Origin of the sequence: Azoarcus sp. DD4 (assembly GCF_006496635.1) — a bacterium.
Classification (GTDB): domain Bacteria; phylum Pseudomonadota; class Gammaproteobacteria; order Burkholderiales; family Rhodocyclaceae; genus Azoarcus.
On sequence record NZ_CP022958.1, the window covers coordinates 4,799,659 to 4,826,123 of the forward strand.

Here is a 26,465-nt window from a genome sequence, read left to right on the forward strand (position 1 = left end):
TCATTCCCGGTAGGTGACGGCACGCGCGAGGCGGGCCAGCAGGGTATCCAGCAGCATCCCGATCAGGCCGATGAACAGGATGGCGCAGATGATGTTGGCGATGGACAGGTTGTTCCACTCGTTCCAGACGAAGTAGCCGATGCCGGTACCGCCGACCAACATCTCGGCCGCCACGATGACCAGCCAGGCGATGCCGATGGAGATGCGCATGCCGGTCATGATGGTGGGCGCGGCCGCCGGCAGGATGACCTGGAAGGCGGTGCGCAGCCTCGACACTTCCAGTGTGCGGGCGACGTTGAGCCAGTCGCGCCGTACGCTGGCGACGCCGAAGGCGGTGTTGACCAGCATCGGCCACAGCGAACAAACGAAGATCACGAAGATCGCCGAGATGTCGGAGTCCTTGATGGTGTAGAGCGCGAGCGGCATCCACGCGAGCGGCGACACCGGCTTCAGGACCTGGATGAAAGGGTCCAGCGCCTTGTACACCAGCGGCGACATGCCGATCAGGAAGCCCAGCGGAATCGCCACCAGCGCCGCCAGGCCGAAGCCCAGCAGCACGCGGCCGATGGAGTACAGCAGCTGGGTACCGATGCCCTTGTCGTTGGTGCCGCGGTCGTAGAAGGGATCGCGCAGATGGCTCCACACCTTGGCGCCGACCTCGCCGGGCGTCGGCATCGCCGACTTGGTGCCGGTGGCGGCAGCCTGCCCGACCAGGGCGGCGTACTCCGGGTCCACCGTCACCTCGGCAATGCCCTTCTGGGTGGCAAGGAACCAGATGCCGACGAACAAGGCGAGGAAGATGGCCGACAGCAGCGGCGCCAGCCAGGGTCGGGAGGCTTTCATGGCTCAGCTCCGCTTGATTGCGAAGCTGTCGACGTAGGCCGCCGGCTGCTTCGGATCGAAGGGTTTGCCCATCACCACGATGGGTTTGGCCGGATCGGCCGCGGGCATGCCCAGCTCCTTCATCAGCTTGGCCGCGTCGGTGGCGAGGAAGACCTCTTTGGCGACCTTGGCGTAGTCGACGTCGCCCTTGATCTGCCCCCAGCGCTTCATCTGGGTGAGGATCCACACCGCGAAGCTGTCGTAGGGGAAGGGGTCGAAGTCGATGCGGTTGGGGTCCTTCTTCACGCCACCGAGGCCGTCGGCATAGGTGCCGGTCAGCACCTGCTCGACCACCGTCACCGGCTGGTTGAGGTAGTTGGCCGGGGCAATGGCGGCGGCGATTTCCTTGCGGTTTTCCTGCTTGCGCGCATAGGCGGTGGCGTCGAGGATGGACTTCAGCAGTGCCGCGTAGGTGTTGGGGTTCTGGGCGACGAACTCCTTGCTCGCGGAGAAGGCGCAGCACGGATGGCCGTCCCAGATCTCCTTGGAGAGCAGGTGGATGAAGCCGACGCCGTCGTACACCGCGCGCTGGTTCACCGGGTCGGGGGCGAGGAAGCCGTCGATGTTGTCGGCGCGCAGATTGGCGACCATCTCCGGGGGCGGCACCGCGCGGATCTGCACGTCGCGGTCGGGGTCCAGGCCATGCTCCGCCAGATAGTAGCGCAGCAGGTAGTTGTGCATCGAATAGTCGAAGGGCACGGCGAACTTGAAGCCCTTCCAGTCCTTCGGGTCGCGCTTGTCCTTGTGCTTGATCGACAGCGTGATCGCCTGGCCGTTGATGTTCTCCACCGCCGGCATGGTCCACGGGATGGGGTTGGAGCCGGCACCGATCGAGATCGCCAGCGGCATCGGCGACAGCATGTGGGCAGCGTCGTACTCCTTGGCCAGCGCCTTGTCGCGGATCACCGCCCAGCCGGCGGTCTTCACCACCTCGACGTCGAGGCCGTACTTGGAATAGAAGCCCAGCGGGTGCGCCATGATGATGGGCGTGGCACAGGTGATGGGGATGAAGCCGACCTTGAGCTTGGTCTTCTCCAGCGCGCCGCTGCCGGCGGCGAAGGCTTCCTTGGCGAGTCCCATCGGGAACAGCGTGGACAGCGCCGCCATCGCGGTACCGGCACCGACCGCCTTGAGGAAGCCGCGGCGCATCGCGTCCTGCGGAAACAGCGCGCGCATCACCGCGCCTTCCACGGCACGGTCCTGCAGTTCGCGCGCCTCGAGCGCCTCGGCGTGGTCGTGATCGGCCTGGCTGGCGTGGCGGCCGCAACTGCAGCCGTGACGGTCCAGCCGCACGCGGTAATCGAAGGGATTGCGGAAAGCTGACATGTACGGACTCCTCTTGCCGGGTTCAGGCGGACTGCAGAAGGGGGGCGGGAACAGCCGCCGGGGCGGCGTATTCGATGTCGTGCCGGTAGAGATCCCAGGCACGCTGGTATTCCATGACGCGGGCGACGTCGTGCACGAAGGCGTCGTCGTAGCCGGCGCGGCGCAGCAGGTGCAGGCCCAGCTCCATGCCGGAGCTGATGCCGCCGGCGGTGACGACGCGGCCGGCGTCGACCACGCGCGCCCGGCTCACCCGGCAGGCCGGCGCCAGCTCGGCCAGGCGGTCGATCGGCGTCTTGCCCAGGTGCGAGGCTTCGAGCCGGTCCGGCTCCTTGCGGTTGGTCGCGGCGATGCCGTCGAGCAGGCCCATGCGGGCGTAGATCCACGAGCCGGTGCACACGCTGGTGAGCAGGCAGTCGTCCGGCAGGGCGCGGATGTAGTCGTGCAGCTTGCGGTTGTGCATTTCCTGGCGGGTGCCGAAGCCGCCGGGTATCAGGAAGGCGTCGAGCGCCGGCTGGTCGTCCAGCGCGTAATTGGGCAGCACGGTGATGCCCGCCTGGGTCTGCACCGGGCGCAGCGTCTCGGCGACGAGGAAGACGTCGAGCTCGGGGTCGAAGCGCCGCGCCACCGAGAACACGCCGCAGGGCGCCGCGTAGTCGATGACCTCGGCATCCTTGAAGACATACACCCCGAGCCGGAATCCAGCTTTGCGCATCGTCGCCCCCTCTTCGTGATTGCGTGGGGGCATCTTCCGCGCGACCGGCCGGCGGCGGTATCGCGGTTGTCGTGATTCGCGTGTAGTGCCAGCACTACACGCGTCGGCAAAAGCCGTGTCGCCGTGCCGCGGTGCGGCGTTCAGCGCACGAGATCGTGGCGGGCGGCGTAGTTGGCCAGTTCGACGATGCTGCGCACCCCGAGCTTGTCGAAGATGCGCGCGCGATAGGTCGAGATGGTGTTGCCGGACAGGCTGAGGCGCTGGGCGATGTCGGACACCGAAAGGCCCCCGGCGAGCAGTTCCAGCACCTGGAACTCCCGGTTCGACAGCGACTCGTGCGGCGGACGGTCGTCGTCCCGGCGCACGCTGCGGGCGAGCAGGTCGGCGATGGCCGGGGTGACATAGACGCCGCCCCCGGCGACGCGGCGGATCGCACCAAGCAGCTCGTCGGGCGAACAGCCCTTGTTCAGATAGGCGCCGGCGCCGGCACGGATCGCGCGCACGCCGAACTGGGTCTCGGGATAGACCGACAGCATCACCACGCCGACGGCGGGAAACTCGGCGCGGATGGCCTTGAGCACATCCATGCCGTCGCGTTCGCCAAGCGCGATGTCGAGCAGCACGACGGCAACCGGGCGTTCGCGCAGCGCGCGCATCGCGGCCGGCCCGTCGGCGGCCTCGCGCAGCTCACCGATGCCGTCGGCCTCCGAGAGGATCTGCACAAGGCCGCGGCGGATGATCATGTGGTCGTCGACGACGAGCAGGTCGATGCGTTCCGGGCTCACGCCACGACCTCCGGCAGCGTCAGCGTGACCGTCGTGCCAAAGCCCGGCGCGCTGTCGATTTCCAGCCGCCCGCCGATGGCGCGGGCGCGCTCGTGCATACCGAGCAGGCCGAAGCTCACCGGCGCGGCCGGCACCTGCATGCCGCGGCCGTCGTCGTCGATGCGGATCACCAGATCCTGACCGTCCGCGCACGCGAACAGGCGCACCCGCCGCGCGCCGGCATGGCGCTGGACGTTGGTCAGCACCTCCTGGGCGACGCGGTAGATCGCGATCTCCGCCTCGCGCCCCAGCCGGCAGCGCTCGACGTCGGCGGGGATGGTCGCGGTGCAACGCAGCCCGCCGCGACCGTCGGTCTCCTGCAGCAGGCATTCGAGCGCCGCCCACAGGCCCAGGTGGTCGAGCACGCCCGGGCGCAGGTCGTTGAGGATGCGGCGCACCGCGCCCATCGCCCCCTGGCCGATGTCGAGCGCGGCATCGATGTGGGCGCAAACCTTGTCGTCGCCGGACAGACGCTGGCGCAGCCAGTTGAGCTCGAGCTGCATCGCGGTCAGCGAGGCGCCGAGGTCGTCGTGGATGTCGCGCGCGATGTGGGCCCGCTCTTCCTCCCGCACCGTATTCATGTGGGCCGAGAGTCGCCGCAGCGCGTCGCTCGCCTGACGTAGCCGGCCGTTGGCGGCCGACAGCTCGGCGGTGCGCTCCTCGACCCGCCGCTCCAGTTCGCAGTGGGCCGCACGCAATGCCGCCTCGGTGTGCTTGCGCTCGGTGATGTCGTTGAAGGTGACGACGGCACCGACCACGTGCTCGCCGTCGCGTATCGGATACGAAGCGTATTCGGCGGGAAAGGCGTGGCCGTCGCGCCGCCACAGCACCTCGTCCTCCACGCGGCAGCTGCGGCCCTCCTTGAAGGCCTTGAAAATGCGGCAATCGTGCACCGGCATCAGCGCGCTGTCCGGGTGCGAGTGGTGGATCAGGTAGTGCATGTTGCGCCCGAGCACTTCGTCGGGCGTATAGCCCAGCATCTCGGCGCCGGCGCTGTTGATGAAGATGCAGCGCCCGCGCAGGTCGATGCCGTAGATGCCCTCGCCAGCGGACTCCAGCAGCATTTCCAGCTGGCGCCGCCAGGCGGCATGGTGGGAAAGATGATGAAGGTCGGCAAACATCCGGGGCTCCGCTTCAGACCGCGGAGCCCGCGCAAGAAGGATGCCCGCCTGGCGTGCCGCCGCTCAACAGGGTGGAAAGGGTGGCAGGCAGAAGGGCGCGGTATCGATCTCCTGCGGCGGGCGCCGCGGATCGTGCGCCGCCACCTCGTCTGCCACCTCCTCGTCCGTCTCCGCCTTGCGCGGCGAAGACGCGTCGCTCGTCTCGTTGGCGGCGGCAAACCACCGCGCCGACGCCTGCACTACACGCTCGAAGATTCCAAACTGCATCGCACACCTCCATCGTCCGCTTGCCGGTCCGCCCGACGCAGGTGCCTCGCGGCACCAAGTGCGTGCGCCGACCCGGCGGCGCACCCCGTCGAGGTGCGTCGCCGGAACGGGAAAATCCGGCGCAAGGTCCAGCTGGCGCGACGACGCGCACTTCCGCGCCCCGCCAGTCCCGCAGGTGCAGCAGCATCCGTGCCATTGCGCCTGCCTGCGCGTCGTCGGGCCGACGCCTAGGCGTGTACCGGCACCGGCCCGAAACGCTCGACATAGATCGCCGCCACCCAATCGACGAAAGCCCGCACCCGCGGCGCCAGGTGGCGGTGCTGCGGGTAAAGCACCGAGATCGGCAGCAGCGGCGCCGGCCAGTCGGCCAGCACCTCGACCAGTTGCCCGGCGCGCAGGTGTTCCTCCACCCGGAAGCGCGGCACCTGGATCAGGCCGCAGCCTTGCAGGGCGCAGGCGGTGTAGGCCTCGGCGTCGCTCACCGACACGCTGCTGGCGAGCTTGTACTCCACCACCTTGCTGCCGACGAGAAAGCGGAAGGGGTAGGCGATGTCGTGGTCGCTGGCGAAAAAGCCGACCGCCTCGTGCTGCCCCAGCTCGTCCGGGCGCTGAGGCGTACCGCGGCGGGCAAGGTAATCCGGGCTGGCGCACACCACCTCCGGCAAGGCCGCGATGCGCCTCGCCACCAGCGAGGAGTCGCGCGGCACGCCGGCGCGCACCACGCAATCCACCCCTTCGCGCACCAGGTCGACCAGGCGGTCGCCGGTGCTGATGCGCAGCTCGATGCGCGGATAACGCGCGCGGAACCCGGCGATGCGCGGCAGGATGATCCGGCTGGCATGGACGCCGTGCAGGTCCAGCCGCAACACCCCCTGCGGATTGGCCGCCATCGGACTGAGCGCGGCCTCGGCCTCCTCCAGGTCATTGAGGATGGCGGCACAGCGTTCGTAGAAGGCCTGGCCGTCCAGCGTCGGCCGCACCTGCCGGGTGGTGCGCTCGAGCAGGCGCGTGCCAAGCCGGTCTTCGAGTTCCTTGATGACGTAGGTGGCGGTCGCGCGCGGCATGTCGAGCGCGCCGGCGGCCCGGGTGAAGCTGCCGAGTTCGACGATGCGGGTGAAAAGGCGCAGGGATTCGAAACGGTCCATGGACTTCCATTGTTGGCCAGAGTTGGATACTTCAGCCAATTCTTGCGGATTTATTGACCGCCAGGCAATCAACACAATGCACCGCAAGGCGCAGGACGCGACCGCGGCCCGCCAACACGGAGCAGCATCATGCATACCAAGGAACAACGCGTCGCCCTCGTCACCGGCGCTTCGCGCGGCATAGGCCGGGCCATCGCCCTGCGGCTGGCGCGCGATGGTTACGCGCTGGCAGTCAATTACGCGGGCAATCGCGCAGCCGCCGACGAGGTCGTCGCCACCATCGCCGCAACCGGCGGCCGCGCGCTGGCGGTACAGGCGGACATCGCCGACCCGGATCAGGTCGCCGCCCTGTTCGCCACCATCCGCGAGACCTGGGGTCGCCTCGACGTGGTGGCCAACAGTGCCGGGGTGATGGCGCTGGCGCCGATCGCCGATGGCCGTCTGGCCGACTTCGACCGCATCGTCGCCACCAACCTGCGCGGCGCCTATCTGGTACTCGGCCACGCCGCGCGGGCCATCGCCGACGGCGGCCGCATCATCGCGCTGTCGACCAGCGTGATCGGCACGGCCCTGCCCGGCTACGGCGCCTACATCGCCGCCAAGGCCGGCGTGGAAGGGCTGGTACGGGTGCTGGCGAAGGAAGTGCGCGGCCGCGGCGTCACCGTCAACGCCATCGCGCCGGGACCGGTCGCGACCGAACTGTTCCTCGACGGCAAGACCGAGGAACAGATTGCCCGGCATGTGGCCGCCACGCCGCTCGAACGCCTCGGCACGCCGGAGGACATCGCCGGCACGGTGGCTTTCCTCGCCGGGCCGGACGGCGGCTGGGTCAACGGCCAGGTGCTGCGTGCCAACGGCGGACTGGTCTGAGCCAGCCCGCCGCGGCTCCCGCTCAATCCTGCAGCAGGGCCAGCGCCGCCGCATGCAGCGCCGGCGTCGCCGCGGCCAGCACCCGGCCGTCGGATTCCAGCCCGAGCGGCTGGCCCTGCCAGTCGGTGACCACGCCGCCTGCACCCTCGATGATGGCCACCATGGCCAGGTAGTCGTAGGGCTGCAGGCCAGCCTCCACTACCAGATCCACATGGCCGCTGGCGAGCAGGCCGTAGGAATAGCAGTCGCCGCCATAGCGGCGCAACGCCACCGCCGCGCCGACCCGCTCGAAGCGCATCCTGTCGCCATCGCCGAACAGGTCCGGTGAGGTGGCATAGAGCCGCGCCGCCGCCAGCGCCCCGCAGGCGCTGGCGTGCGTCGCCGCGCCCTGGTACTGCGCCGCGCCACCGGCCGCCGCCCACCAGCGTTCGCCGGTGAAGGGGATGTCGATCATGCCCAGCACCGGCCGCCCCCGGTGCAGCAAGGCCAGCAGCGTGCCCCACAACGGTGAGCCGGTGATGAAGCTCTTGGTGCCGTCGATCGGATCGATCACCCAGACATAGTCGGCGTCGAGCTGCTCGCGGCCCTGCTCCTCGCCGAAGATGCCGTGGGTCGGGCAGGCCACCGCCAGGCGCGCCCGCAGGGCGGCCTCGATCTCGCGGTCGGCGATGGTGACCGGGCTGTCGTCGGCCTTGATCGACACGTCCAGCCGGGTGCGGAAACGGCGCAGCGCCAGCGTGCGCGCCTCGTCCGCGAGGGCCTGGGCCAGCGGCAGATAGATGTCGAGGATATCTGTGCTGTTTTGTGCATTCATGGCAACTCCTGTCACATTCCCGAAAAAAACGTGTTATAAATTGCCTCAACTATGCACACTTACCCATTAATGCACAAGCTTGGTGTGTCGTACCGCTGACCTGCACCAGTTTGAACAACGGCCCTGCCGCTGCGGAGGAATCGAGATGCGCATCCACCGTCCTGCCCCTTCCCGCTACGCCGGCCTTGCGCTCGCCGCGCTCACCGGGCTGGCCACCCTGCCCTCCGCTGCCGGCACCCTGGTCGCCTACACCGCACTGGAAGAAGACGAGATCAAGGCCTACGTCGCCGCGGCGAAGAAGGACCTGCCCGACATCGACATCAAGGTGCTGCGGCTGTCCACAGGCGACCTCGGCGCCCGCATCCTGGCGGAAGCCGGAAACCCGCGGCACGACGTGATCTGGGGCTGGGCGCTGACCAACCTGCTCGATCCGCGCATCGTCGAGCTGCTGGAGCCCTACCCCGCCAAGGGCAGCGAGACGCTGGCCACCAAGGACAAGGCGGCCGACGGCAGGTGGTTCGCGCCCACCGGCTACATGGCCGCCTTCTGCGTCAATACCGAAATCCTGGCCGCGAAGAAGCTGCCCTTGCCGACCTCTTGGCAGGACCTCGCCAAGCCGGTCTACAAGGGCGAGATCGCAATGCCCAACCCGGTGTCCTCCGGCACCGGCTACCTGCAGATCGCCGCGCTGCTCCAGGGCATGGGGGCCGACGCCGGCTGGAAGTACCTGAAGGCGCTCGACGGCAACGTCGCGCAGTACATCAAGTCGGGCTCGCGGCCGTGCAAGGCGGCGCGCTCCGGCGAATTCGCCATCGGCATCTCGCTCGCCTTCGCCGCGATGCAGTCGATCGAGGAAGGCTATCCGCTGAAGATGGTGATCCCGGCCGACGGCGCCGGCTACGAGCTCGAAGCCTCGGGCCTGATGAAGACCTCGAAGAACAAGGCCGACGCCAGACGCTTCCTCGACTGGACCCTGTCGCCCAGGGCGGCCGGGCTCTACACGCAGTACAAGGAGATCGTCACCATCCCCGGCACGCCGCGCTCGAAGGCGGCCACCGCCGCCGGACTGCCGGCCGATCTCTCCGGGGTGCTCTACCCGGTCGATTTCGCCCGGTCGGCGCGCGAACGCGACAGCATCCTCGCCACCTGGCAGAAGGAGATCGGCCGCTGAACGGCTGCGCCTAGCCTCGTCCGGCCCTAGCCCCCCGCCACGCTCAACCCGCCCGGAAGCGCCCACCATGTCCCTGGAAATCCGCAACCTGCACAAAAGCTTCGCCGGCCAGGCCGCGCTCGAACGCATCGACCTCACGGTGGGCGGTGCCGAGTTCGTCTGCCTGCTCGGCCCCAGCGGCTGCGGCAAGACGACGCTATTACGCATCATCGCCGGCCTGCTGGCGGCCGACCGCGGCGACATCCGCCTGAACGGGCGCGACCTTGCCGCCGTGCCGACGCGCGAGCGCGGCTTCGGCATCGTGTTCCAGTCCTACTCGCTGTTCCCGCACATGACGGTAGCGCAGAACGTCGGCTACGGCCTTGCCATCCGCGGCGTGGCGCCGGCGCAGATCGCACAGCGCGTGGCCGGACTGCTGGCCACGGTGAAGCTCGCCGACTACGGCGCGCGCTACCCCGGCCAGCTCTCCGGCGGCCAGCAGCAGCGGGTGGCGATCGCCCGCGCGCTGGCGGTCGATCCCGCCCTGCTGCTGCTCGACGAACCGCTGTCGGCGCTGGACGCTCGGGTGCGGGCGGAACTGCGCGGCGAACTGCGCGAGGTGCAGCGCAAGCTCGGCATCCCCACCCTGATGGTGACCCACGACCAGGACGAGGCCATGGTGCTGGCCGACCGCGTGGTGTGCATGAACCGCGGCCGTATCGAGCAGATCGGTACGCCGCAGGAACTCTACGAGCAACCGCGCACCCGCTTCGTCGCCGAATTCATGGGCCACGGCAACCTGCTGACGCCGGCCTGGCTGTGCGACGCTGCGCCGGCACTGATGGCCGGCATGCCGGCCGAGCTCGGCAAGGACGGCGCCGCCTGCGTGCGGCCGGAGCGGATCGCGCTGACGCGGGCGCCGGAAGGCGACGGCCGCGTCATCGAGGTCGCCTTCATGGGCAACTTCAAGCGCGCGCGGGTGGAATGGCGCGGCCGCGAACTGCTCGCCGAAGTGCCCGCCACCGCCGCCCTGCTGGCCGGCGACGCGGTGTGGGTGGACATCGCCGCGCAGGATTGCGCCTGGGTCGCCCAGTGAACGCCCTTCCCCTCGCCGCCCCCGACCGCTGGCTGCTGCGCGCCTGCCTGTGGCTGCCGCTGGCCGCGCTGCTGCTGTTCTTCGCCCTGCCGATGGGCTTCGTCGCCTGGCGCAGCCTGATGCAGGAAGACGGCGGCATCGGTTTCGCCAACTATCTGGCGCTGCTCGATACCCCCGGCGTGTGGCAGGCCACGCAGAACAGCCTGGTGCTGGGGCTGGCGACCACCGCCATCACCTTGCTGCTTGCCTTCGTGCTCGCCTACGGCATGGAGCGCACCTGCATGCGCGGCCGCCGCCTGGTCGCCACCGCGCTGACGCTGCCGATGCTGGCGCCCTCGCTGGTGCTGGGGCTGGGCCTCATCTTCATCCTCGGCCGCAACGGCATCGTCGGCAAGCTGCTCGGCATCCGGCCCGACATCTACGGTTTCTCCGGCCTGCTGATCGCCGACGTGCTCTATGCGCTGCCGCAGGCGGTGCTGATCCTGCGCGCTGCGCTGCGCTGCGCCGACGCGCGTCAGTACGAGGCGGCCGAAGTGCTGGGCGCCACGCCCTGGCGCCAGTTCCGCGACATCACCCTGCCGACGATGCGCTACGGCCTGCTCAGCGCCGCCTTCGTGGTGTTCACCGTGACCATCACCGACTTCGGCAACGCGGTGGTCATCGGCGGCGACTTCTCGGTACTGGCCACCGAGATCTACAACCAGGTCAGCGGCCAGATGCGCTTCGGCATCGGCGCGGTGGTCGGCCTGCTGCTGTTGCTTCCGGCGGCGCTGTCGGTGTGGATAGAACGGGTGGCGGCGCAGCGCCAGGCCGGTATCGGCGCGGAATCCGCCCAGCCGCCACGGCCGCAGGCCTCGCGCGGGCGCGACGGGCTGTACGCGATGGCCTGCCTCGGCATCGCCGGCGCGATCTGCGCGGTAGTGGCCACGGTGGTGATCGCCGGTTTCATCCGGCTGTGGCCCTACCGGCTGGATCTCACCTTCAAGCACTACGACATCACCGTGTCCGGCGGCTACGACAGCCTGTGGGCCTCGCTCGCGGTATCGCTGATCGTCGCCGCGGTCGGCAGCGGCCTGCTCTTCCTGCTCGCCTTCTCGCTGCGCCGGCTGTCCGGCTGGCCGGCGCGGCTGGCGACCCTGCTCGCCACCCTGCCGGTGGGCGTGCCCGGGCTGGTGCTGGGGCTGGCCTACGTGTTCGCCTTCAACCAGCCGGACCTACCCTGGGGCGCGCTCTACGGCGGCGTATTCCTGCTGGCGATGTGCAATTTCTACCACTACCACACCCAGGGCTACGTCGCGATGGCCACCGGCCTGCGCGCCGTGCCCGCCCAGCTGGAAGAGGCTGTGGCGGTGCTCGGCGGCGGCGTCGGCCGCCTGCTCGCCGATGTCCATCTGCCGGCGCTGCGCGTCACCCTGTGGGCGGTCGCCGCCTTCCTCTTCATGCGCTCGATGGTGACGCTGTCGGCGGTGATCTTCCTGGTCACGCCCGAGCTGTCGCTATCGGCCGTCACCGTGATGCGGCTGGACGAGGCCGGCTTCACCTCGCAGGCCGCCGCCTTCTCGACCTGCATCATGGCGGTGGTCGGCACCGTCGCGCTGCTGCTGCACCGGCTGACATCTGCCCGCCCGGCGCGCGCCACCATCAAATAACAAGGATTCCGGAGACCCTATCCAATGCTGCAAGAAGAACGCTACCAGCGCATCTGCGCCCTGCTCGAAACCTTCAAGAGCCTGTCGACCGAGCGCATTTCCGGCGAACTCGGCATCTCGCGCGAGACGGTGCGGCGCGACGTGATCGCGCTGGAGGCGATGGGGCGGCTGCGCCGGGTGCACGGCGGCGTGGTGCTGGACAGCGCACGCAGCGAGGCGCCGTTTGTCGAACGGTTGAAGGTACGCGCCAAGGAGAAGCAGGCCATCGCGCGCGCCGCGGTCAAGCTGCTGCAGCCCGGCCACACGCTCTTCCTCGATGCCGGCAGCACCACGCTGGCGCTGACCGAGGAACTGCTGACGCTGTCCGGCCTGACCATCGTCACCAACAGCATGGACATCGCGGTACGGATGGCGCAGGCCGGCGAGAGCATGGGCCAGCGCCACGAAGTCATCGTGCTCGGCGGCCGGCTCGCGCCCGGCATCGCCGCCACCTGCGGCGAGACCACGGTGAGCGAGATCCAGCGCTACCGCGCCGACTTCGCGCTGCTGTCGCCGGTGGCGGTCGATGCGCACAACGGCGCCACCAGCTTCGACCACGGCGAAGCCGGCGTCGCCCGCGCAATGGCCGAGCGCGCCGCCCACCGGGTCATCCTCGCCGACCACAGCAAGATCGGCGAGAGCAGCCGGGTGAGCTACTGCCCGGTCGGCAGCATCGACACCCTGGTGACCGATGGCCGCGCCCGCAAGCTCTCCGCCCTGGCCGAGATCGAGAAGGCCGGGCCGGAGGTCGTCGTCGCCTGAGACGGAGAACGCCGCCATGCGCTACGCCCACACCCTCGACCATCACACCTGGGTCTTCGCCGACCTGCGCGAACTCATGGCCAAGGCCAGCCCGGCGCGCTCCGGCGACCAACTGGCCGGCATCGCCGCCGCCAGCGCGGTGGAACGCATGGCGGCGCGCATGTGCCTGGCGGAGGTGCCGCTGGCGCGCTTCCTCGACGAAGCGCTGATCCCCTACGAAAGCGACGAAGTCACCCGCCTCATCATCGACAGCCACGACCGCGCCGCCTTCGCCCCGGTGGCCCACCTCACCGTCGGCGACTTCCGCGACTGGCTGCTCTCCGACCACGCCGACGAGGCCGCGCTCGCCGCGCTGCGCCCCGGCCTCACGCCGGAGATGGCGGCGGCGGTGAGCAAGCTGATGCGCAACCAGGACCTGGTGCTGGTGGCGAAGAAGTGCCGCGTCGTCACCCGCTTCCGCAACACCATCGGCCTGCCCGGCCGGCTGTCGGTGCGGCTGCAGCCCAACCACCCCACCGACGACGCCCGCGGCATCGCCGCCGCCATCGTCGACGGCCTGCTCTACGGCGCCGGCGACGCGGTGATCGGCGTCAATCCGGCCAGCGACAGCATCGCGGCGCTGACGCGGCTGGTGCACATGCTGGACGAGGTGATCGCGCGGCTCGACCTGCCCACCCAATCCTGCGTGCTCACCCATGTGACCAACACCGTGCACATGATCGAAGGCGGCGCGCCGGTCGATCTCGTCTTCCAGTCGGTGGCCGGCACCGAGGCCGCCAACGCCGCCTTCGGCATCAGCCTCGCCACCCTGCGCGAAGCGCGCGAGGCGGCGCTGTCCTTGAAGCGCGGCACCGTCGGCGACAACGTCATGTACTTCGAAACCGGCCAGGGCAGCGCGCTGTCGGCCAACGCCCACCACGGCGTCGACCAGCAGACCTGCGAAGCGCGCGCCTACGCCGTCGCCCGCGAATTCAAGCCGCTGCTCACCAACACCGTGGTCGGCTTCATCGGCCCGGAATACCTCTACGACGGCAAGCAGATCATCCGCGCCGGTCTGGAAGACCACTTCTGCGGCAAGCTGCTCGGCCTGCCGCTGGGCTGCGACGTCTGCTACACCAACCACGCCGAAGCCGACCAGGACGACATGGACAGCCTGCTGACCCTGCTCGGCGTGGCGGGCATCAACTTCATCATGGGCGTGCCGGGCGCGGACGACATCATGCTCAACTACCAGAGCACGTCCTTCCACGACGGCCTCTACCTGCGCCGGGCGCTGGGCCTGCGCCGCGCCCCCGAATTCGAAGACTGGCTGCAGCGCATGCAGCTCGTCGATGCCGCCGGCCGTGCGCTACCGGTCTCCCCGCAGCACCCGGCGCTCGCCGCCCTGCGCCGGTTGGCCGCGTAAGGAGACTTCGATGAGCCAGCCGCACATCCCGCCGCACCTCGACGCCGATCCCTGGACCGACCTGCGCGCCTACACCGCCGCCCGCCTCGCCCTCGGCCGCGCCGGCGCCAGCCTGCCCACCGCCGAAGTGCTGCGCTTCGGCCTCGCCCATGCGCAGGCGCGCGACGCGGTGCACATCGCACTCGACACCGCCGCGCTGCAGGCCGAACTGGCGGCGGACGGATTCGACACCCTGCTCGTCCGCAGCGCCGCGCCCGATCGTGCCACCTATCTCGCCCGCCCCGATCTCGGCCGCCGGCTGGCCGACGACAGCACCGCCCATCTGCGCCGTCATGCCCCGGCCGGCGGCTGCGACCTGCTGCTGGTGATCGCCGACGGCCTGTCGTCGCTCGCCGTGGCGCGCAACGCCCGCGCCCTCGTCGCCGAAATCCGCCGCGGCCTGCCCGCCGGCTGGACGCTCGGCCCGGTGGTGATCGCCACCCAGGCCCGCGTCGCGCTGGCCGACGAGATCGGCCAGGCGCTCGGCGCGCGGCTGGTGGCGATGCTGATCGGCGAACGGCCCGGCCTTTCCTCGCCCGACAGCCTCGGCGCCTATCTCACCTGGGCGCCGCAGCCCGGCCGCAGCGACGCCCAGCGCAACTGCATCTCCAACATCCGCCCGGAAGGCCTGGGCTACGCCGAGGCCGCGCGCCGGCTGTGGTGGCTGTGCCAGGAAGCGCGCCGCCTCGGCCTCACCGGTGTGGCACTCAAGGACAACAGCGACAGCGCGCTGCCCGGCGCCGACACTCCGCCGGCGCTGCCGGCCGCCGACGGGCAGGCACAGGACCAGCAGTAGACGAGACCGGCGGGCCGCAGCCGCGGACCACGCCGGCAGTGGAGGCGACGCAGGTGGGTGACGGTGCGGCCATGCCGCCTTGATGCCCGAAGGCGCGAGGAATCCCCCTCGCCGAATCGACGAAATGGAGTACCGCCAATGAACCGCAGAACCTGGACCCTTTCCATCGCCGCGCTGTCGGCAGCCTTTCTCGGCGCGTGTGCGACCAGCCCGACCGGTGGCAGCGCCGGCATCGACAACAGTGCCATCGGCAAACCCGAATTCCGCGAGCATGTGAAGACCTACGGCCTGGTGTACCGCCTGCCCAAGGACGTCACCGACGTGCTCGACGCCAAGATCACCACCCCGCTGCAGCAGAACCTGCTGCGCCTGGGCCTGACCGCCGAAGCCAACACTTTCAATCTGCCGCACGTCACCGTGGTGCACATCCACAGCGCCGACCCGGCCACCCCGCAGAAGATGCTGGCCGCGCTGCCCAAGCTGCCGCCGGTGCTGAACGGCGTGGTGCTGAAGAACTTCTACACCACCGAAGCCGCCAAGGGCGCCGGCCACCCCTGGTGGCTGGACCTGGGCATCGTCAAGAGCGGCGCCGCCTATGAAGACATGATGTCCTTCAACACCCGCGCCACCGCCGCCTTCGCCCCGCTGCGCGACGGCCCGCTGCCGCGCGTCACCGGCCCGGTCTACGCCAAGATGGGCGACGCCGGCAAGGAGCTGGTGCAGACCGTGGGCGTGAGCGGCGTGAACGTGGTCAAGGACGGCAAGGAACTGCGCACCCACAACCCCCACAACACGCTGGTGTACAGCATGGCGCTGTTCACCCCGCAAGTGCAGGCCTCGATGAACCAGGTGGCGGCGGACTTCAACAAGGTCCTGCCGGACGGCATCACCACCTCGTTCAAGAACGTCTCCATCGTCGAACTCGCCTTCTCCGGCAACGTGCTGCGCGAGATCTACCGCGTGAGCCTGGAAGACGGTTCGGTGTACGACGTGGCAAACGGAACCAAGCTGCGCTGATCGCGTCCCTGGGGAGCGCCCGGTTCCGGCCGGGTGCCCGCAACGAGGCGATTCCGTTACAGGGCTCAGGGGCGGCAAGCGCCCCTGCGGCAGAACCGGCAACGCGGCACGTGCGCCATCGTGCCCCTTGCCCACCTGGCATTGTCAGGCTCGCTGCCTATGCTCTTAAGGCACCGTCCCTGTACACAACCGACCTCGTCGCGGAGTCATGCCCATGCCCGACCCATCCGAATCCATCTCCTCGCTACTCGCGGCATGGCCAGCCCGAATGAGCGATACGGTGTCCAGATACGTCAGCCTGTTCGCACCGAACGCCCTGTCACAACCCATCCTTCCCGGATGGAGCTTCGGCAACACCTACATCGTCTCGGAATTCAACTCCAAAGCCCCCGACACCGAACGCCGCATTCTTGCCGAGCACAGCTATGGTCGCCAGATCGGCCGGATGATGGAGGCACTGTGTGTCCTGGTGAATGAACGCCCTGACGCAAAGACACACACTGCGCTGCAAAACTTCACCACGCTCGCCGACGAGATCAGGCAGATCAAGGAACGCTCGGTCGAAAACCGGGTGGCGCGAATCGAGGCCGACCTTGCCGTTCTCAGGAAGGAAAAGCCGGATGACTATGAGAAGCTGGTCAAGGCGCTGGCGAAAGGGCTAGCCGCGGGCGGGCAGGATTGACTGTCTCCCGCTAGACCTCGCGTCCTCGCCCGGCGCTTCCAGGCAATTCGCCGTAATTGCGGGCCATGAAGGAGCAGTAGAAGCACAACAGCGCCAGCACGCTGAAGCCCCCCACCGCCATCCGGCGAAGAGACGACAAGGTATCGTTCAGCTCGCGGACGTCGCCTCCAATCCGCAACACGCTACTCATGACCGCCGCTCGCTTGTCCGGCGGGACACTTGTTGCGAGCTCGCGTTCAAGCACGCGAAGCTGCACCTCGGTGGGGATCTTGATAAACGGCTGATGCAGCAAAGCCGCAATCGCCAACACGAGCGAGAGGAAGCCGGTGAAGGCGAGGATGACGGGAACAACCTGGACACGACGCACGACTTCAATCCGGTAAACACCGAGGAACGCAAATGGCGCGACTCGCACGGAGGACAGCAGGATGACTCACGGACCTGCACGGCAACGAACGCTGACCGTCACCCAATCCGGAACCGAATCTAAAGCGTCCTGTTCTCCTGAACCTGGCCGCAATCGGCGCAGCGAAGGATTGGCCTCTTCGTGTATCCGATCATCGAATGGAGTCCGTACGCGACAACACCCGCGATCAGGACAAGAAAATACGCGCCTCGATGCCCCGCCCCGGAGAAGATCAAGGCGATGAAGCCGAGCACCAGCACGCCGACAATCGCGGCACCGAGCACATCGGTGGTGTTCGCCTCGCCCTTGATGCCTTCACGCAAAGCGCCGCCACACTTGCTGCATGTAGCCGTCGCCGATTGCTTCTGAGTTTCCACCAGCAACTCCCGATATCGCCAGATATCCTGAATCCAAGCTCGAACTGAAAGAGCACTGCCCGTGATCCAGGTCCCCAAAATTTGACACGTCCAGACCGTCACGCCATTCATTGGCGCCCTTCGGGCCACGTAATCACCAGACCATCAGCCAGCGACGCACCGGCTGCTCGTCAATATATGAACGTGAGGCAGACAGCACAGGCGATCACCGCGAGGAAAAGCGCACCGGAGAACGCGCGGAGGATGCGCACCCAGCGATGTCTCTTTGCAGCTCTCTCGGCTTCAACGTCGATTGCGACAGCTACCGCGAATTCAGCAAGCTCATCAATCACATGAATCACCGGGCAGGTTGCGTTGTGGGTGTGGCGTAACCATCTCCCTCTCCAAGACTGGGCTGGATGCACGACGTGGCTGAGTGCGACCGGATCGGCGAACAGCCTAATTCGAATGGCATTGACCTGCCGATCAAAATGTCACACGCCGATTGACGCCAGGGCCCCCTACGCCCGCATGCGCTCCCCCACATAATCCAGAAAGCATCCAATGCGCGACGCCAGCGCGGTGTTGCGGTAATACACCGCATGCACCGGCTGTCTCACCTCCACGGTGTGCGCTTCCAGCACCGGCAGCAGCCGGCCTTCGGCGCGGTCGTGCGCGGTCATGAAATCGGCCAGGCAGACGATGCCGCCGCCTTCCAGCGCGAGCTGGCGCAGGGTTTCGCCGCTGGAGGCGCGCAGGCTGGGGGTGATGGCCCAAGTGTCGCCGTCGGCCGTGCGCAGCGGCCACTGGTTGAGGCTGTCCGGCTGGGTGAAGCCGAGCAGTTCGTGGCCGGCGAGGTCGTCCACGCTCTGCGGGGTGCCGCGGCGGGCGAGGTAGGCGGGGCTGGCGAGTACGCGCAGGCGGTTGGCGCCGAGCGGGCGGGCGTGCAGGGTGGAGTCGCGCAGCGCGCCGATGCGGATGGCGACGTCGGTGCGCTGTTCCAGCAGGTCGATGATCTGGTCGCTGGTGTTGAGCTCCAGCTCGATCTGCGGGTAGCGCTCGCGGAAGCCCGCGACCAGCGGAACCACGACGTGCAGCATGAAGGGCGAGGCGGCGTTCACCCGCAGCCGGCCGGCGGGTTGCTGGCGGCGCAGCGCCATCTGTTCTTCGGCTTCCTCGACGCTGGCGAGGATGCGGCGCGCCTGGGCGAGAAAGGTCGCGCCCTCCTCGGTGAGTTCCAGCCGGCGGGTGGTCCGCCGCAGCAGGGTGACTTCCAGCTTTTCCTCCAGCCGGCTGAGCGCACGGCTGACGCCCGAGGTGGTCTGGCCGAGCTGTTCGGCGGCGGCGGTGATGGAACCGGTGTCGACCACGCGGGTGAGCGCGAGCAGTTCGTCGAGGGTGGTTTTCATTATTGACGCTCCAGCAAGTATCTTTGGCTTCAGACCCGGTTTTTCTGCATGAGTCTGGCGCGGAAACTGCGCTCCTGCAAACCCTCAACCGGAGTCTTCCCATGCCACTCGCCTTGCTGGCGCTCACCTTGAGCGCCTTCGCCATCGGCACGACGGAGTTCGTCATCGTCGGCCTCATTCCCACCATCGCCGCCGACCTCGGCGTCAGCCTGCCGTCGGCGGGCCTGCTGGTCAGCCTCTATGCGCTCGGCGTCGCGGTCGGTGCGCCGCTGCTGACCGCGCTCACCGGCCGCTTGCCGCGCAAGCAGTTGCTGCTCGGGCTGATGGCGCTGTTCACCGTCGGCAACCTGCTCGCCTGGCAGGCGCCGGGCTACGAATCGCTGGTCGCCGCGCGCATCGTCACCGGGCTGGCGCACGGGGTGTTCTTCTCGATCGGCTCGACCATCGCTACCGGCCTGGTGGCAAAGGAGAAGGCGGCGAGCGCGATCGCGACGATGTTCTCGGGCCTTACCGTGGCGCTGGTCACCGGCGTGCCGCTGGGCACCTTCATCGGCCAGCACTTCGGCTGGCGCGAGACCTTCCTGGCGGTGTCGCTGCTCGGCGTGCTCGCCTTCATCGGCAGCCTGATCTTCGTGCCGCGCGGCATCCGCCACACGCCGCCGGCCTCGCTGCTGCGCCAGCTGGCGGTGCTGAAGGCGCCGCGCCTGCTGCTGGTGTATGCGATGACGGCGGTGGGCTACGGCGGCTCCTTCGTCGCCTTCACCTTCCTCGCGCCCATCCTGCAGCAGATCAGCGGCTTCTCGGCCGGCAGCGTCAGCCTGGTGCTGCTGGTGTATGGCGTGTCGGTGGCGGTGGGCAACATCTGGGGCGGCAAGCTGGCCGACCGCCGTGGCCCGATCGGCGCGCTCAAGCTGATCTTCCTGCTGCTCGCCGCGGTGCTGCTGGTGCTGAGCGTGACCGCCGCCAACCCGTGGCTGGCCGTCGCCACCGTACTGCTGTGGGGCGCGGTCGCCTTCGGCAACGTCCCCGGCCTGCAGGTGTACGTGGTGCAGCAGGCCGAACGCCACACCCCGCATGCGGTGGACGTGGCCTCGGGCCTCAACATCGCCGCCTTCAACCTCGGCATCGCCGGCGGCGCCTGGGGCGGCGGGCTGATCGTCGCCCATGTCGGCCTCATCCACACCGCCTGGATAGGCGCGCTGGTGGTGCTGATCGCCTACGCCCTCACCGCCTGGAGCGGCCGGCTGGACCGCCGCGACCCGGACTTCGACGAACTCGCCCCGGCCACTGCTGCCGCGGCTGCCCACTGATCACCACAAACAGGAGCACCCCATGTCCATCCCCATGCCCGCCATCGGCCTCGGCACCTTCCGCCTGCAGGGCCAGACCGTGATCGACTCGGTACGCAGCGGCCTCGAACTCGGCTACCGCCACATCGACACCGCGCAGATCTACGCCAACGAGGCCGAAGTCGGCCAGGCGATCGCGGAGAGCGGCGTCGCCCGCGACCAGCTCTTCATCACCACCAAGATCTGGACCGAGAACCTCGCCGCCGAAAGGCTGATCCCCAGCCTGGAAGACAGCCTCGCCAAGCTGCGCCTGGAACAGGTCGACCTGACGCTGATCCACTGGCCTTCGCCCGGCGACGCGGTGCCGCTCGCCGAAAGCCTTGCGGCGCTGAGGGAAGCGAAGCGCCGCGGGCTGACGCGACTCATCGGTGTGTCCAACTTCACCATCGCCCACCTGCAGCAGGCCATCGCGCTGCTCGGCGCCGGCGAGATCGCCACCAACCAGGTGGAACTCCACCCGCTGCTGCAGAACCGCGAGCTCGCGGAATTCGCCCGCGCACAAGGCATCCACCTCACCGCCTACATGCCGCTCGCCTATGGGAAAGTGCTGGCGGAGCCGGTGGTACAGCGCATCGCCGCCGCGCACGACGCCACGCCGGCACAGGTGGCGCTGGCCTGGCTGCTGCAGCAGGGCTACGCGGTGATTCCGTCCTCCACGAAGCGCGACAACCTGGCAGGCAACCTCGCCGCCGACCGCATGCGCTTGAGCGCGGCGGAGATGGCGGAGATCGCCGCACTGGACCGCGGCGAACGGGTGGCCAACCCGGACTTCGCGCCCGACTGGGACTGAGCGCGTCAACGACGGCGCCCGGCGCGAGGCCGGGCGCAAGGACTTCCGTTGCCGTACTACGCCTATTTGCCGAACGGCGTCGGCCGCGGCGTCGCGTCGGACGACGGCGGCAGGATGGGCAGCGTGAAGCTGGGCTGGTCGCCGGTCAGGGTCTTGAGGTAGGCGACGATCCTGGCGTTCTCCTCGGCGGTGAACTTCTTGCCCAGCTGCAGGCGCCCCATGGTATCGACCGCCTGGCCCAGGGTGTTGGCGGCACCGTCGTGGAAGTACGGGTAGGTCAGCTCGACGTTGCGCAGGGTGGGCACCTTGAAGTTGAAGCGGTCGGCATCCTTGCCGGTGACCGCGCTGCGGCCTTCGGCCGGGCTCCGGGCCTTGTACGGCTCGACGATGCCCATCTTCTGGAAGGAGGTGCCGCCCACCGCCTCGCCGTTGTGACAGGCAACGCAACCGCTGTCCTTGAACAGCGCATAGCCCTCGAGCTCCTCCCTGGAGAGCGCGTCCTTCTTGCCCAGCAGCCATTGGTCGAAACGGGAGTTCGGCGTGACCAGCGTCTTCTCGAACTCGGCGATGGCCTGGGTCACCTGGTCGATGTCGATGGTATCGGCACCGAACACCTGCCTGAATTCGCGCACATAGCCCGGGATCGACTGCAGCACGTCGATGGCCAGGGTATGGGTGAAGGCCATTTCGCCCGGATTGGCGATCGGGCCGCCGGCCTGCGCCTTGAGGTCGGCCGCGCGGCCGTCCCAGAACTGGGCGACGTTGAGGCTGGAGTTCAGCACCGTCGGCGCATTGATCGGGCCTTGCTGCCACTTGTCGCCGATGGACGTGGGGATGTTGTCGGTGCCGCCCATCGACAGGTTGTGGCAGGAGTTGCAGGAGATGAAGCCGGATTTGGAAAGGCGGGGATCGAAGTAGAGCTTCTTGCCCAGTTCGGCCTGGCCGAGGTTGATGTTGGCCGGTGGCTTGACGGGCTGGATGGGTTCGTCCGAACCGGCCGCAACGGCGGCTGCGGCCCAGGTGGCGGCGGCGACGGCGGTCGCCAGTACAAGCGGTCGGGCATGCATTCCGTGTGCTCCTTCTCGTGTGGTCGCGGACGATTTTCCGCGTCGCAGTTGGCCCGGGATTGACTCAGATCAACCCTGTTCATGCGCCTGGCAAATAGGGTCTATAGCTCTTGGCAATACCGCGGCATCGAGGGGGAATCAGCATGAAGCTCACCGAGTTGCGCTACATCGTGGCACTCGCCCAGGACAAAAGCTTCAGCCGCGCGGCGGAGCGCTGTTCGGTCAGCCAGCCCACGCTCAGCGTCGCCATCGCGCGTTTCGAGGACGAGCTGGGCGTGCATCTGTTCGAGCGCGGCAAGTCGCAGGTCAGCCCGACCGCGATCGGCCTGCAGGTGGTGGAGCAGGCCCAGCGCACGCTGCAGGAGGCGGAACGGATACGGCAGATCGCGCAGGGCGGCCGCGACCAGCTCGAAGGTCCGCTGCGCCTTGGCGTGATCCACACCATCGGCCCATACCTGCTCCCCCAGCTCATCCGCGCACTCAGGGGCATCGCACCGGCGATGCCCCTGCTGATCGAGGAGAACATGACCTCGGCGCTGGCCGAGCTGCTGGACAGCAACGACATCGACGTCGCGATCGTCGCATTGCCTTTCGAGGTGCCCGGCATCCTGACGCGCCCGCTCTACGACGAAGCCTTCAAGGTGGTGGTGCCGCGCGGCCACGCCTGGGAAGCAAGGGGGCACATCGGCCCGGAGGAAGTGACGGGCGACGAGGTCCTGCTGCTCAAGGCCGGCAACTGTTTCCGCGACCAGGTGCTGGATGCCTGTCCGCAGGTGAGCCGGCCGGATTCCGACGTCCGCCTCGGCCATTCGATCGGCACCATCCGCTGCATGGTCGCATCGGGCCTGGGGGTGTCGGTGCTGCCGGCGGGCGCGCTGCGCCAGCCCTACAGCAACGACATGATCAGCGTCATCCCCTTCCGCCCGCCGGTGCCCTCGCGGCGGGTGGCGCTGGCCTGGCGCGTCGGCTTCGTCCGGCCCAAGGCAATCGACGCCCTGCTTGCCGCGGTGGCGTCGATGGAGGATGGCGACTACCAGCTGCTGGTCTAGCAACGGTGCGCAGGCCGCCGCCCAAACTTGGCACTGCCTGCCACCGCCCGTATCATCTGCCGCCAACCCGGCATCGCTACCACGGCGCAGAATGGACGCTCCGCGTCCCGCGCCCCGGTCAGGAGCAAACGGGCATACGAAGCACGGTCGGCCTTCGCCGAACCGCGCCACCAGGAGACAGAGGCATGAATACCCCGCACTTCGCGCTGGGGGCGCAGCCGCTTTCGCCCCCGATCCGGTCGACCAAGGCCTGGGCCGACACCGTCAATTCGCGTTTTCTCCCGCTCGAGCACACCGCCTTGCGGTCCGACGATTTCGTGGCCCAGATCGACGTGCTCGAACAGGTGCCCAGCGGGCTGGCGATGGTCCGCAGCCAGGCCCATCGGGTGGCCCGCACCCGCAGCCTGGCGGAGCGCTCGGACCAGGGCTATTTCAAGACCTTCTGGCTGCTGCGCGGCCGTTGCGCGATCGAGCAGGGCAGCCAGCGCTCCACGCTGGAACCCGGCAGCTGGACGGTCTATGACACCACTCGGCCCTACGCGATCGAGCTCGGCGACGACAGCCAGTTCCTCGTGCTGCTGCTGCCGCACGCCGCCTGCCAGGAGTGGCAGCCCTACAGCGAGCAGCTGTGCGGTTATCCCCTCGCCGCGGATGCCTGCTCGCGCGGCGCACTGTTTGCGCTGATGTCGCTGTTCGGCCAGCCCGCCGACACGCCGTCGCCGGAAGCCAGGGCGGTGGTCGATGCCGCCGGCCGCCTGCTGTCCGCCTCCATCCTGCAGCAGGCCTGCGTGCGCGAGCGCGGCGGCCGGCTGGAGCGCCGGCTGGAAGAAGCGCGGCGCTATGTCGTCGCCCACCTGAGCGACGCGAGGCTGACGCCCGACCGCCTCGCCGCGGCGCTCAACATCTCGCGCCGCGCGCTCTACCTGCTGTTCAAGTCCATCGGCCTCACGCCCGGCGGCTTCATCCTCGAAGCCCGCCTCGAATGCTGCCGCAGCGCGCTGGCCGACCCGATCCGGCGCCACCGCACCATTACCGACATCGCGCTCGAAAGCGGCTTCTGCGACAGCGCCCACTTCAGCCGTCTGTTCAAGGCGCGCTTCGGGCTCACCCCGCGCCAGTGGCGGGAGCGCAACTGACACCGCCGCGCGCCGCCCGTAAGTGCACGCCGGTACAAAGCGCAGTGCACCGAGGTTAAAGCCGGCCACGGACCGCGCTGCCACACTCCCCATCACACCACACACAAAGATGGGGAGACACCATGAACCTGCCGTACACCCTGCGCCTGGCAAGCGCTGCCTGCCTGCTGCCACTGGCTGCGGGCGCCCTCGCCGCCGCTCAGGCCGCCACGCCCGCCGCGGTCGACGGTGCCCGCATCGTCGCGGCCGACCGCGAACCGGGCAACTGGATGAGCCACGGCCGCACCTATAGCGAACAGCGCTATTCCCCACTCAAGCGCATCGACGACCGCAACGTCGGCCAGCTCGGCCTGGCCTGGACCGCCAGGCTCGACATCGACCGCGGCATCGAGGCCACGCCCATCGTGGTCGACGGCGTGATGTACACCACCGGCGCCAAGAGCATCGTCCATGCATTCGACGCGCGCAGCGGCAAGCCGCTGTGGAAGTTCGATCCGCAGGTGCCGGGCATACGCCTGTCGGAAGGCTGTTGCGACGTGGTCAACCGCGGCGTCGCGGTGTGGCAGGGCAAGGTCTACGTCGGCGCCTACGACGGCCGCCTGATCGCGCTCGACGCGCGCGACGGCCGCAAGCTGTGGGAGACAGACACCGTGGTCGACCACGGCCGCAGCTACACCATCACCGGTGCGCCGCGGGTGGTGAAGGGCAAGGTGCTGATCGGCAACGGCGGCGCCGAGTACGGCGTACGCGGCTACATCTCCGCCTACGACGCCGACAGCGGCAAGCTCGCCTGGCGCTTCTACACCGTGCCCGGCGACCCGGCGCAGGAGAAGGACGACCGCGCCATGGAGATCGCGCGCAAGACCTGGCACGGCAGCGAGTACTGGAAGCAGGGCGGCGGCACGGTGTGGGATTCGATGGCCTACGACCCCGAGCTCGACCTGCTCTACATCGGCACCGGCAACGCCTCGTGGTGGAACCGCAAGGCGCGCTCGGAAGGCAAGGGCGACAACCTGTTCGTGTCGTCCATCGTCGCGCTGCGCCCCGACAGCGGCGACTACGTCTGGCACTACCAGACCACGCCGGGCGACATGTGGGACTACACCGCCACCCAGCACATCATCCTCGCCGAACTTCCGATCGCCGGCCAGACCCGCAAGGTGCTGATGCAGGCGCCCAAGAACGGCTTCTTCTACGTGCTCGACCGCGCCAGCGGCGAGCTGCTGTCGGCCGAGAAGTACGCGCCGGTGAACTGGGCCACCCATGTCGACATGGAGACCGGCCGCCCGGTGGTGGACGAGAAGGCGGCCAACTACCTGGAAGGCCCCAAGGTGATCTCGCCCGCCTTCATCGGCGCGCACAACTGGCACCCGATGTCCTTCAACCCGCAGACCGGCCTGGTCTACATTCCGATGCAGGAAAGCGCCGGCATGCTGTCGGCGCCCGCCGATCCGCAGCGCATCGCCCACAAGTCGGTGGTGAACCTCGGCGTGGACGTGCCCGACCTGCCGGAAGACCCGGCTGTGGTGAAGCAGATCGCGGCCAGCTTCAAGGGCAAGCTGCTGGCGTGGAACCCGGTGACGCAGAAGGCGGCCTGGAGCCAGGACTACCGCACCATCTACAACGGCGGCACGCTGTCGACCGCCGGCAACCTGGTGTTCCAGGGCACGGCCGACGGCCGCGTCACCGCCTACGCTGCCGACAGCGGCAAGCTGCTGTGGGAAGCACCCGCAAACACCGGGGTGATGGCCGGCCCGATCACCTATGAGGTGGGCGGCGAGCAGTACGTCACCTTCATGGCCGGCTGGGGCGGCACCTTCCCGCTCATCCTCGGCCCGCTGTCGCAAGAGGCCAAGGTAAGGCCGGAAGCGCGCGTGCTCACCTACAAGCTCGGCGGCAAGGCCACCCTGCCGCCGCCGCAGCAGGCGCCGCTGGCCGTACCGCAACCGCCGGCACTGACCGCCACCGCCGAAGAGGTCGCCGCCGGACGCACGCTCTACAACGGCTTCTGCGGCAGCTGCCACGGGCTGAACGCGATCTCCGGCGGCGTGCTGCCCGACCTGCGCTACCTCGACGCGAAGAAGCACGCCCAGTTCAAGGACATCGTGCTGATGGGCGCGCGCGCCGCCAAGGGCATGCCGCCCTTCGCCGGCACGGTGTCCGAGGCCGACGCCGCGCGCATCCACCAGTACCTGATCAAGCGCGCCCACGACCTGCGCCAGGAAACCGCCAGCGCCGCCCGGCCCTGACATCCGCGCCTCACCCGGGGCGGCGACGCTGCCCCGGCTTCACCACAAAAACCATAAT

Annotated in this window: 26 protein-coding genes; 14 read left to right on the forward strand and 12 right to left on the reverse strand. The window is 68.8% G+C overall.

What is annotated here, in order from left to right; genetic code table 11:
* The 7 genes from ntrB to CJ010_RS22220 all read right to left on the reverse strand — a co-directional run bounded on the left by ntrB (position 1) and on the right by CJ010_RS22220 (position 6,277).
* Complete coding sequence (ntrB, locus tag CJ010_RS22190) at positions 1-843, reverse strand: nitrate ABC transporter permease (RefSeq protein ID WP_141020068.1); 843 nt, start codon at positions 841-843, stop codon at positions 1-3.
* A 3-nt stretch (positions 844-846) separates the two neighbouring features.
* Entirely contained in the window at positions 847-2,208 is a 1,362-nt protein-coding gene (locus CJ010_RS22195; protein WP_141020069.1) for a CmpA/NrtA family ABC transporter substrate-binding protein, read from the reverse strand.
* Positions 2,209-2,230: 22 nt separating this feature from the next.
* The gene (locus tag CJ010_RS22200) at positions 2,231-2,920 is read right to left on the reverse strand and encodes a DJ-1/PfpI family protein (protein ID WP_205754845.1); all 690 of its coding nucleotides are present in this window, start codon (positions 2,918-2,920) and stop codon (positions 2,231-2,233) included.
* A gap of 140 nt (positions 2,921-3,060) precedes the next feature.
* Complete coding sequence (locus CJ010_RS22205; protein WP_141020071.1) at positions 3,061-3,705, reverse strand: response regulator transcription factor; 645 nt, start codon at positions 3,703-3,705, stop codon at positions 3,061-3,063.
* Positions 3,702-4,865: a PAS domain-containing sensor histidine kinase gene (locus CJ010_RS22210; protein WP_141020072.1), complete on the reverse strand. Its 1,164-nt coding sequence runs from the start codon at positions 4,863-4,865 to the stop codon at positions 3,702-3,704. Before CJ010_RS22210 ends, CJ010_RS22205 begins: the two co-directional genes overlap by 4 nt.
* A gap of 63 nt (positions 4,866-4,928) precedes the next feature.
* Complete coding sequence (locus tag CJ010_RS22215; RefSeq protein ID WP_141020073.1) at positions 4,929-5,132, reverse strand: hypothetical protein; 204 nt, start codon at positions 5,130-5,132, stop codon at positions 4,929-4,931.
* Between the two features lie 227 nt (positions 5,133-5,359).
* Entirely contained in the window at positions 5,360-6,277 is a 918-nt protein-coding gene (locus CJ010_RS22220; protein WP_141020074.1) for a LysR family transcriptional regulator, read from the reverse strand.
* Between the two features lie 129 nt (positions 6,278-6,406).
* Here CJ010_RS22220 and CJ010_RS22225 point away from each other — a divergent pair, with 129 nt between their 5' ends.
* The gene (locus CJ010_RS22225; RefSeq protein WP_141020075.1) at positions 6,407-7,147 is read left to right on the forward strand and encodes an SDR family oxidoreductase; all 741 of its coding nucleotides are present in this window, start codon (positions 6,407-6,409) and stop codon (positions 7,145-7,147) included.
* 22 nt (positions 7,148-7,169) lie between these two features.
* Here the strand turns inward: CJ010_RS22225 and hisN are convergent, their stop codons facing one another.
* Complete coding sequence (gene hisN, locus CJ010_RS22230; RefSeq protein WP_141020076.1) at positions 7,170-7,961, reverse strand: histidinol-phosphatase; 792 nt, start codon at positions 7,959-7,961, stop codon at positions 7,170-7,172.
* Positions 7,962-8,106: 145 nt separating this feature from the next.
* Here hisN and CJ010_RS22235 point away from each other — a divergent pair, with 145 nt between their 5' ends.
* The 8 genes from CJ010_RS22235 (at position 8,107) to CJ010_RS22270 (ending at position 16,596) form a co-directional block, all read left to right on the forward strand.
* Positions 8,107-9,132, forward strand: coding sequence for an ABC transporter substrate-binding protein (locus tag CJ010_RS22235; RefSeq protein ID WP_141020077.1), 1,026 nt, complete (start codon positions 8,107-8,109; stop codon positions 9,130-9,132).
* Positions 9,133-9,199: 67 nt separating this feature from the next.
* Positions 9,200-10,207, forward strand: coding sequence for an ABC transporter ATP-binding protein (locus tag CJ010_RS22240; protein ID WP_141020078.1), 1,008 nt, complete (start codon positions 9,200-9,202; stop codon positions 10,205-10,207).
* On the forward strand, positions 10,204-11,856 hold the full coding sequence (locus tag CJ010_RS22245; protein WP_141020079.1) for an ABC transporter permease subunit: 1,653 nt from the start codon (positions 10,204-10,206) through the stop codon (positions 11,854-11,856). Before CJ010_RS22240 ends, CJ010_RS22245 begins: the two co-directional genes overlap by 4 nt.
* 24 nt (positions 11,857-11,880) lie before the next feature.
* Positions 11,881-12,657 carry a DeoR/GlpR family DNA-binding transcription regulator gene (locus CJ010_RS22250; protein ID WP_141020080.1) on the forward strand — a complete coding sequence of 259 codons (777 nt, stop codon included), beginning with the start codon at positions 11,881-11,883 and terminating at the stop codon, positions 12,655-12,657.
* A gap of 16 nt (positions 12,658-12,673) precedes the next feature.
* Positions 12,674-14,062, forward strand: a complete 1,389-nt coding sequence (locus CJ010_RS22255) for an ethanolamine ammonia-lyase subunit EutB (RefSeq protein WP_141020081.1) — start codon at positions 12,674-12,676, stop codon at positions 14,060-14,062.
* A 10-nt stretch (positions 14,063-14,072) separates the two neighbouring features.
* A complete protein-coding gene (gene eutC, locus CJ010_RS22260; RefSeq protein WP_141020082.1) occupies positions 14,073-14,897 on the forward strand; it encodes an ethanolamine ammonia-lyase subunit EutC in 825 nt (274 codons plus the stop codon).
* A gap of 138 nt (positions 14,898-15,035) precedes the next feature.
* Complete coding sequence (locus CJ010_RS22265) at positions 15,036-15,914, forward strand: hypothetical protein (protein WP_141020083.1); 879 nt, start codon at positions 15,036-15,038, stop codon at positions 15,912-15,914.
* 214 nt (positions 15,915-16,128) lie between these two features.
* Complete coding sequence (locus CJ010_RS22270) at positions 16,129-16,596, forward strand: hypothetical protein (protein ID WP_141020084.1); 468 nt, start codon at positions 16,129-16,131, stop codon at positions 16,594-16,596.
* A 10-nt stretch (positions 16,597-16,606) separates the two neighbouring features.
* Here the strand turns inward: CJ010_RS22270 and CJ010_RS22275 are convergent, their stop codons facing one another.
* The 3 genes from CJ010_RS22275 to CJ010_RS22285 all read right to left on the reverse strand — a co-directional run bounded on the left by CJ010_RS22275 (position 16,607) and on the right by CJ010_RS22285 (position 18,767).
* Positions 16,607-16,963, reverse strand: coding sequence for a hypothetical protein (locus CJ010_RS22275; RefSeq protein ID WP_141020085.1), 357 nt, complete (start codon positions 16,961-16,963; stop codon positions 16,607-16,609).
* A 119-nt stretch (positions 16,964-17,082) separates the two neighbouring features.
* Entirely contained in the window at positions 17,083-17,490 is a 408-nt protein-coding gene (locus CJ010_RS22280) for a hypothetical protein (protein WP_141020086.1), read from the reverse strand.
* A 389-nt stretch (positions 17,491-17,879) separates the two neighbouring features.
* The gene (locus tag CJ010_RS22285; protein ID WP_141020087.1) at positions 17,880-18,767 is read right to left on the reverse strand and encodes a LysR substrate-binding domain-containing protein; all 888 of its coding nucleotides are present in this window, start codon (positions 18,765-18,767) and stop codon (positions 17,880-17,882) included.
* Between the two features lie 101 nt (positions 18,768-18,868).
* Here CJ010_RS22285 and CJ010_RS22290 point away from each other — a divergent pair, with 101 nt between their 5' ends.
* Positions 18,869-20,077, forward strand: a complete 1,209-nt coding sequence (locus CJ010_RS22290) for an MFS transporter (RefSeq protein WP_141020088.1) — start codon at positions 18,869-18,871, stop codon at positions 20,075-20,077.
* Between the two features lie 22 nt (positions 20,078-20,099).
* On the forward strand, positions 20,100-20,906 hold the full coding sequence (gene dkgB, locus CJ010_RS22295; protein WP_141020089.1) for a 2,5-didehydrogluconate reductase DkgB: 807 nt from the start codon (positions 20,100-20,102) through the stop codon (positions 20,904-20,906).
* 62 nt (positions 20,907-20,968) lie between these two features.
* On the opposite strand, the gene CJ010_RS22300 is transcribed toward dkgB, so the two are convergent.
* The gene (locus CJ010_RS22300; protein WP_141020090.1) at positions 20,969-21,973 is read right to left on the reverse strand and encodes a cytochrome-c peroxidase; all 1,005 of its coding nucleotides are present in this window, start codon (positions 21,971-21,973) and stop codon (positions 20,969-20,971) included.
* Positions 21,974-22,116: 143 nt separating this feature from the next.
* Here CJ010_RS22300 and CJ010_RS22305 point away from each other — a divergent pair, with 143 nt between their 5' ends.
* The 3 genes from CJ010_RS22305 (at position 22,117) to CJ010_RS22315 (ending at position 26,407) form a co-directional block, all read left to right on the forward strand.
* Positions 22,117-23,022: a LysR substrate-binding domain-containing protein gene (locus CJ010_RS22305; protein WP_141020091.1), complete on the forward strand. Its 906-nt coding sequence runs from the start codon at positions 22,117-22,119 to the stop codon at positions 23,020-23,022.
* Positions 23,023-23,207: 185 nt separating this feature from the next.
* Positions 23,208-24,158, forward strand: coding sequence for a helix-turn-helix domain-containing protein (locus CJ010_RS22310; protein ID WP_141020092.1), 951 nt, complete (start codon positions 23,208-23,210; stop codon positions 24,156-24,158).
* A 122-nt stretch (positions 24,159-24,280) separates the two neighbouring features.
* Positions 24,281-26,407 (forward strand): PQQ-dependent dehydrogenase, methanol/ethanol family, encoded by a 2,127-nt coding sequence (locus CJ010_RS22315; RefSeq protein WP_141020093.1) that lies wholly within the window; start codon positions 24,281-24,283, stop codon positions 26,405-26,407.
* Positions 26,408-26,465 lie beyond the last annotated feature (58 nt).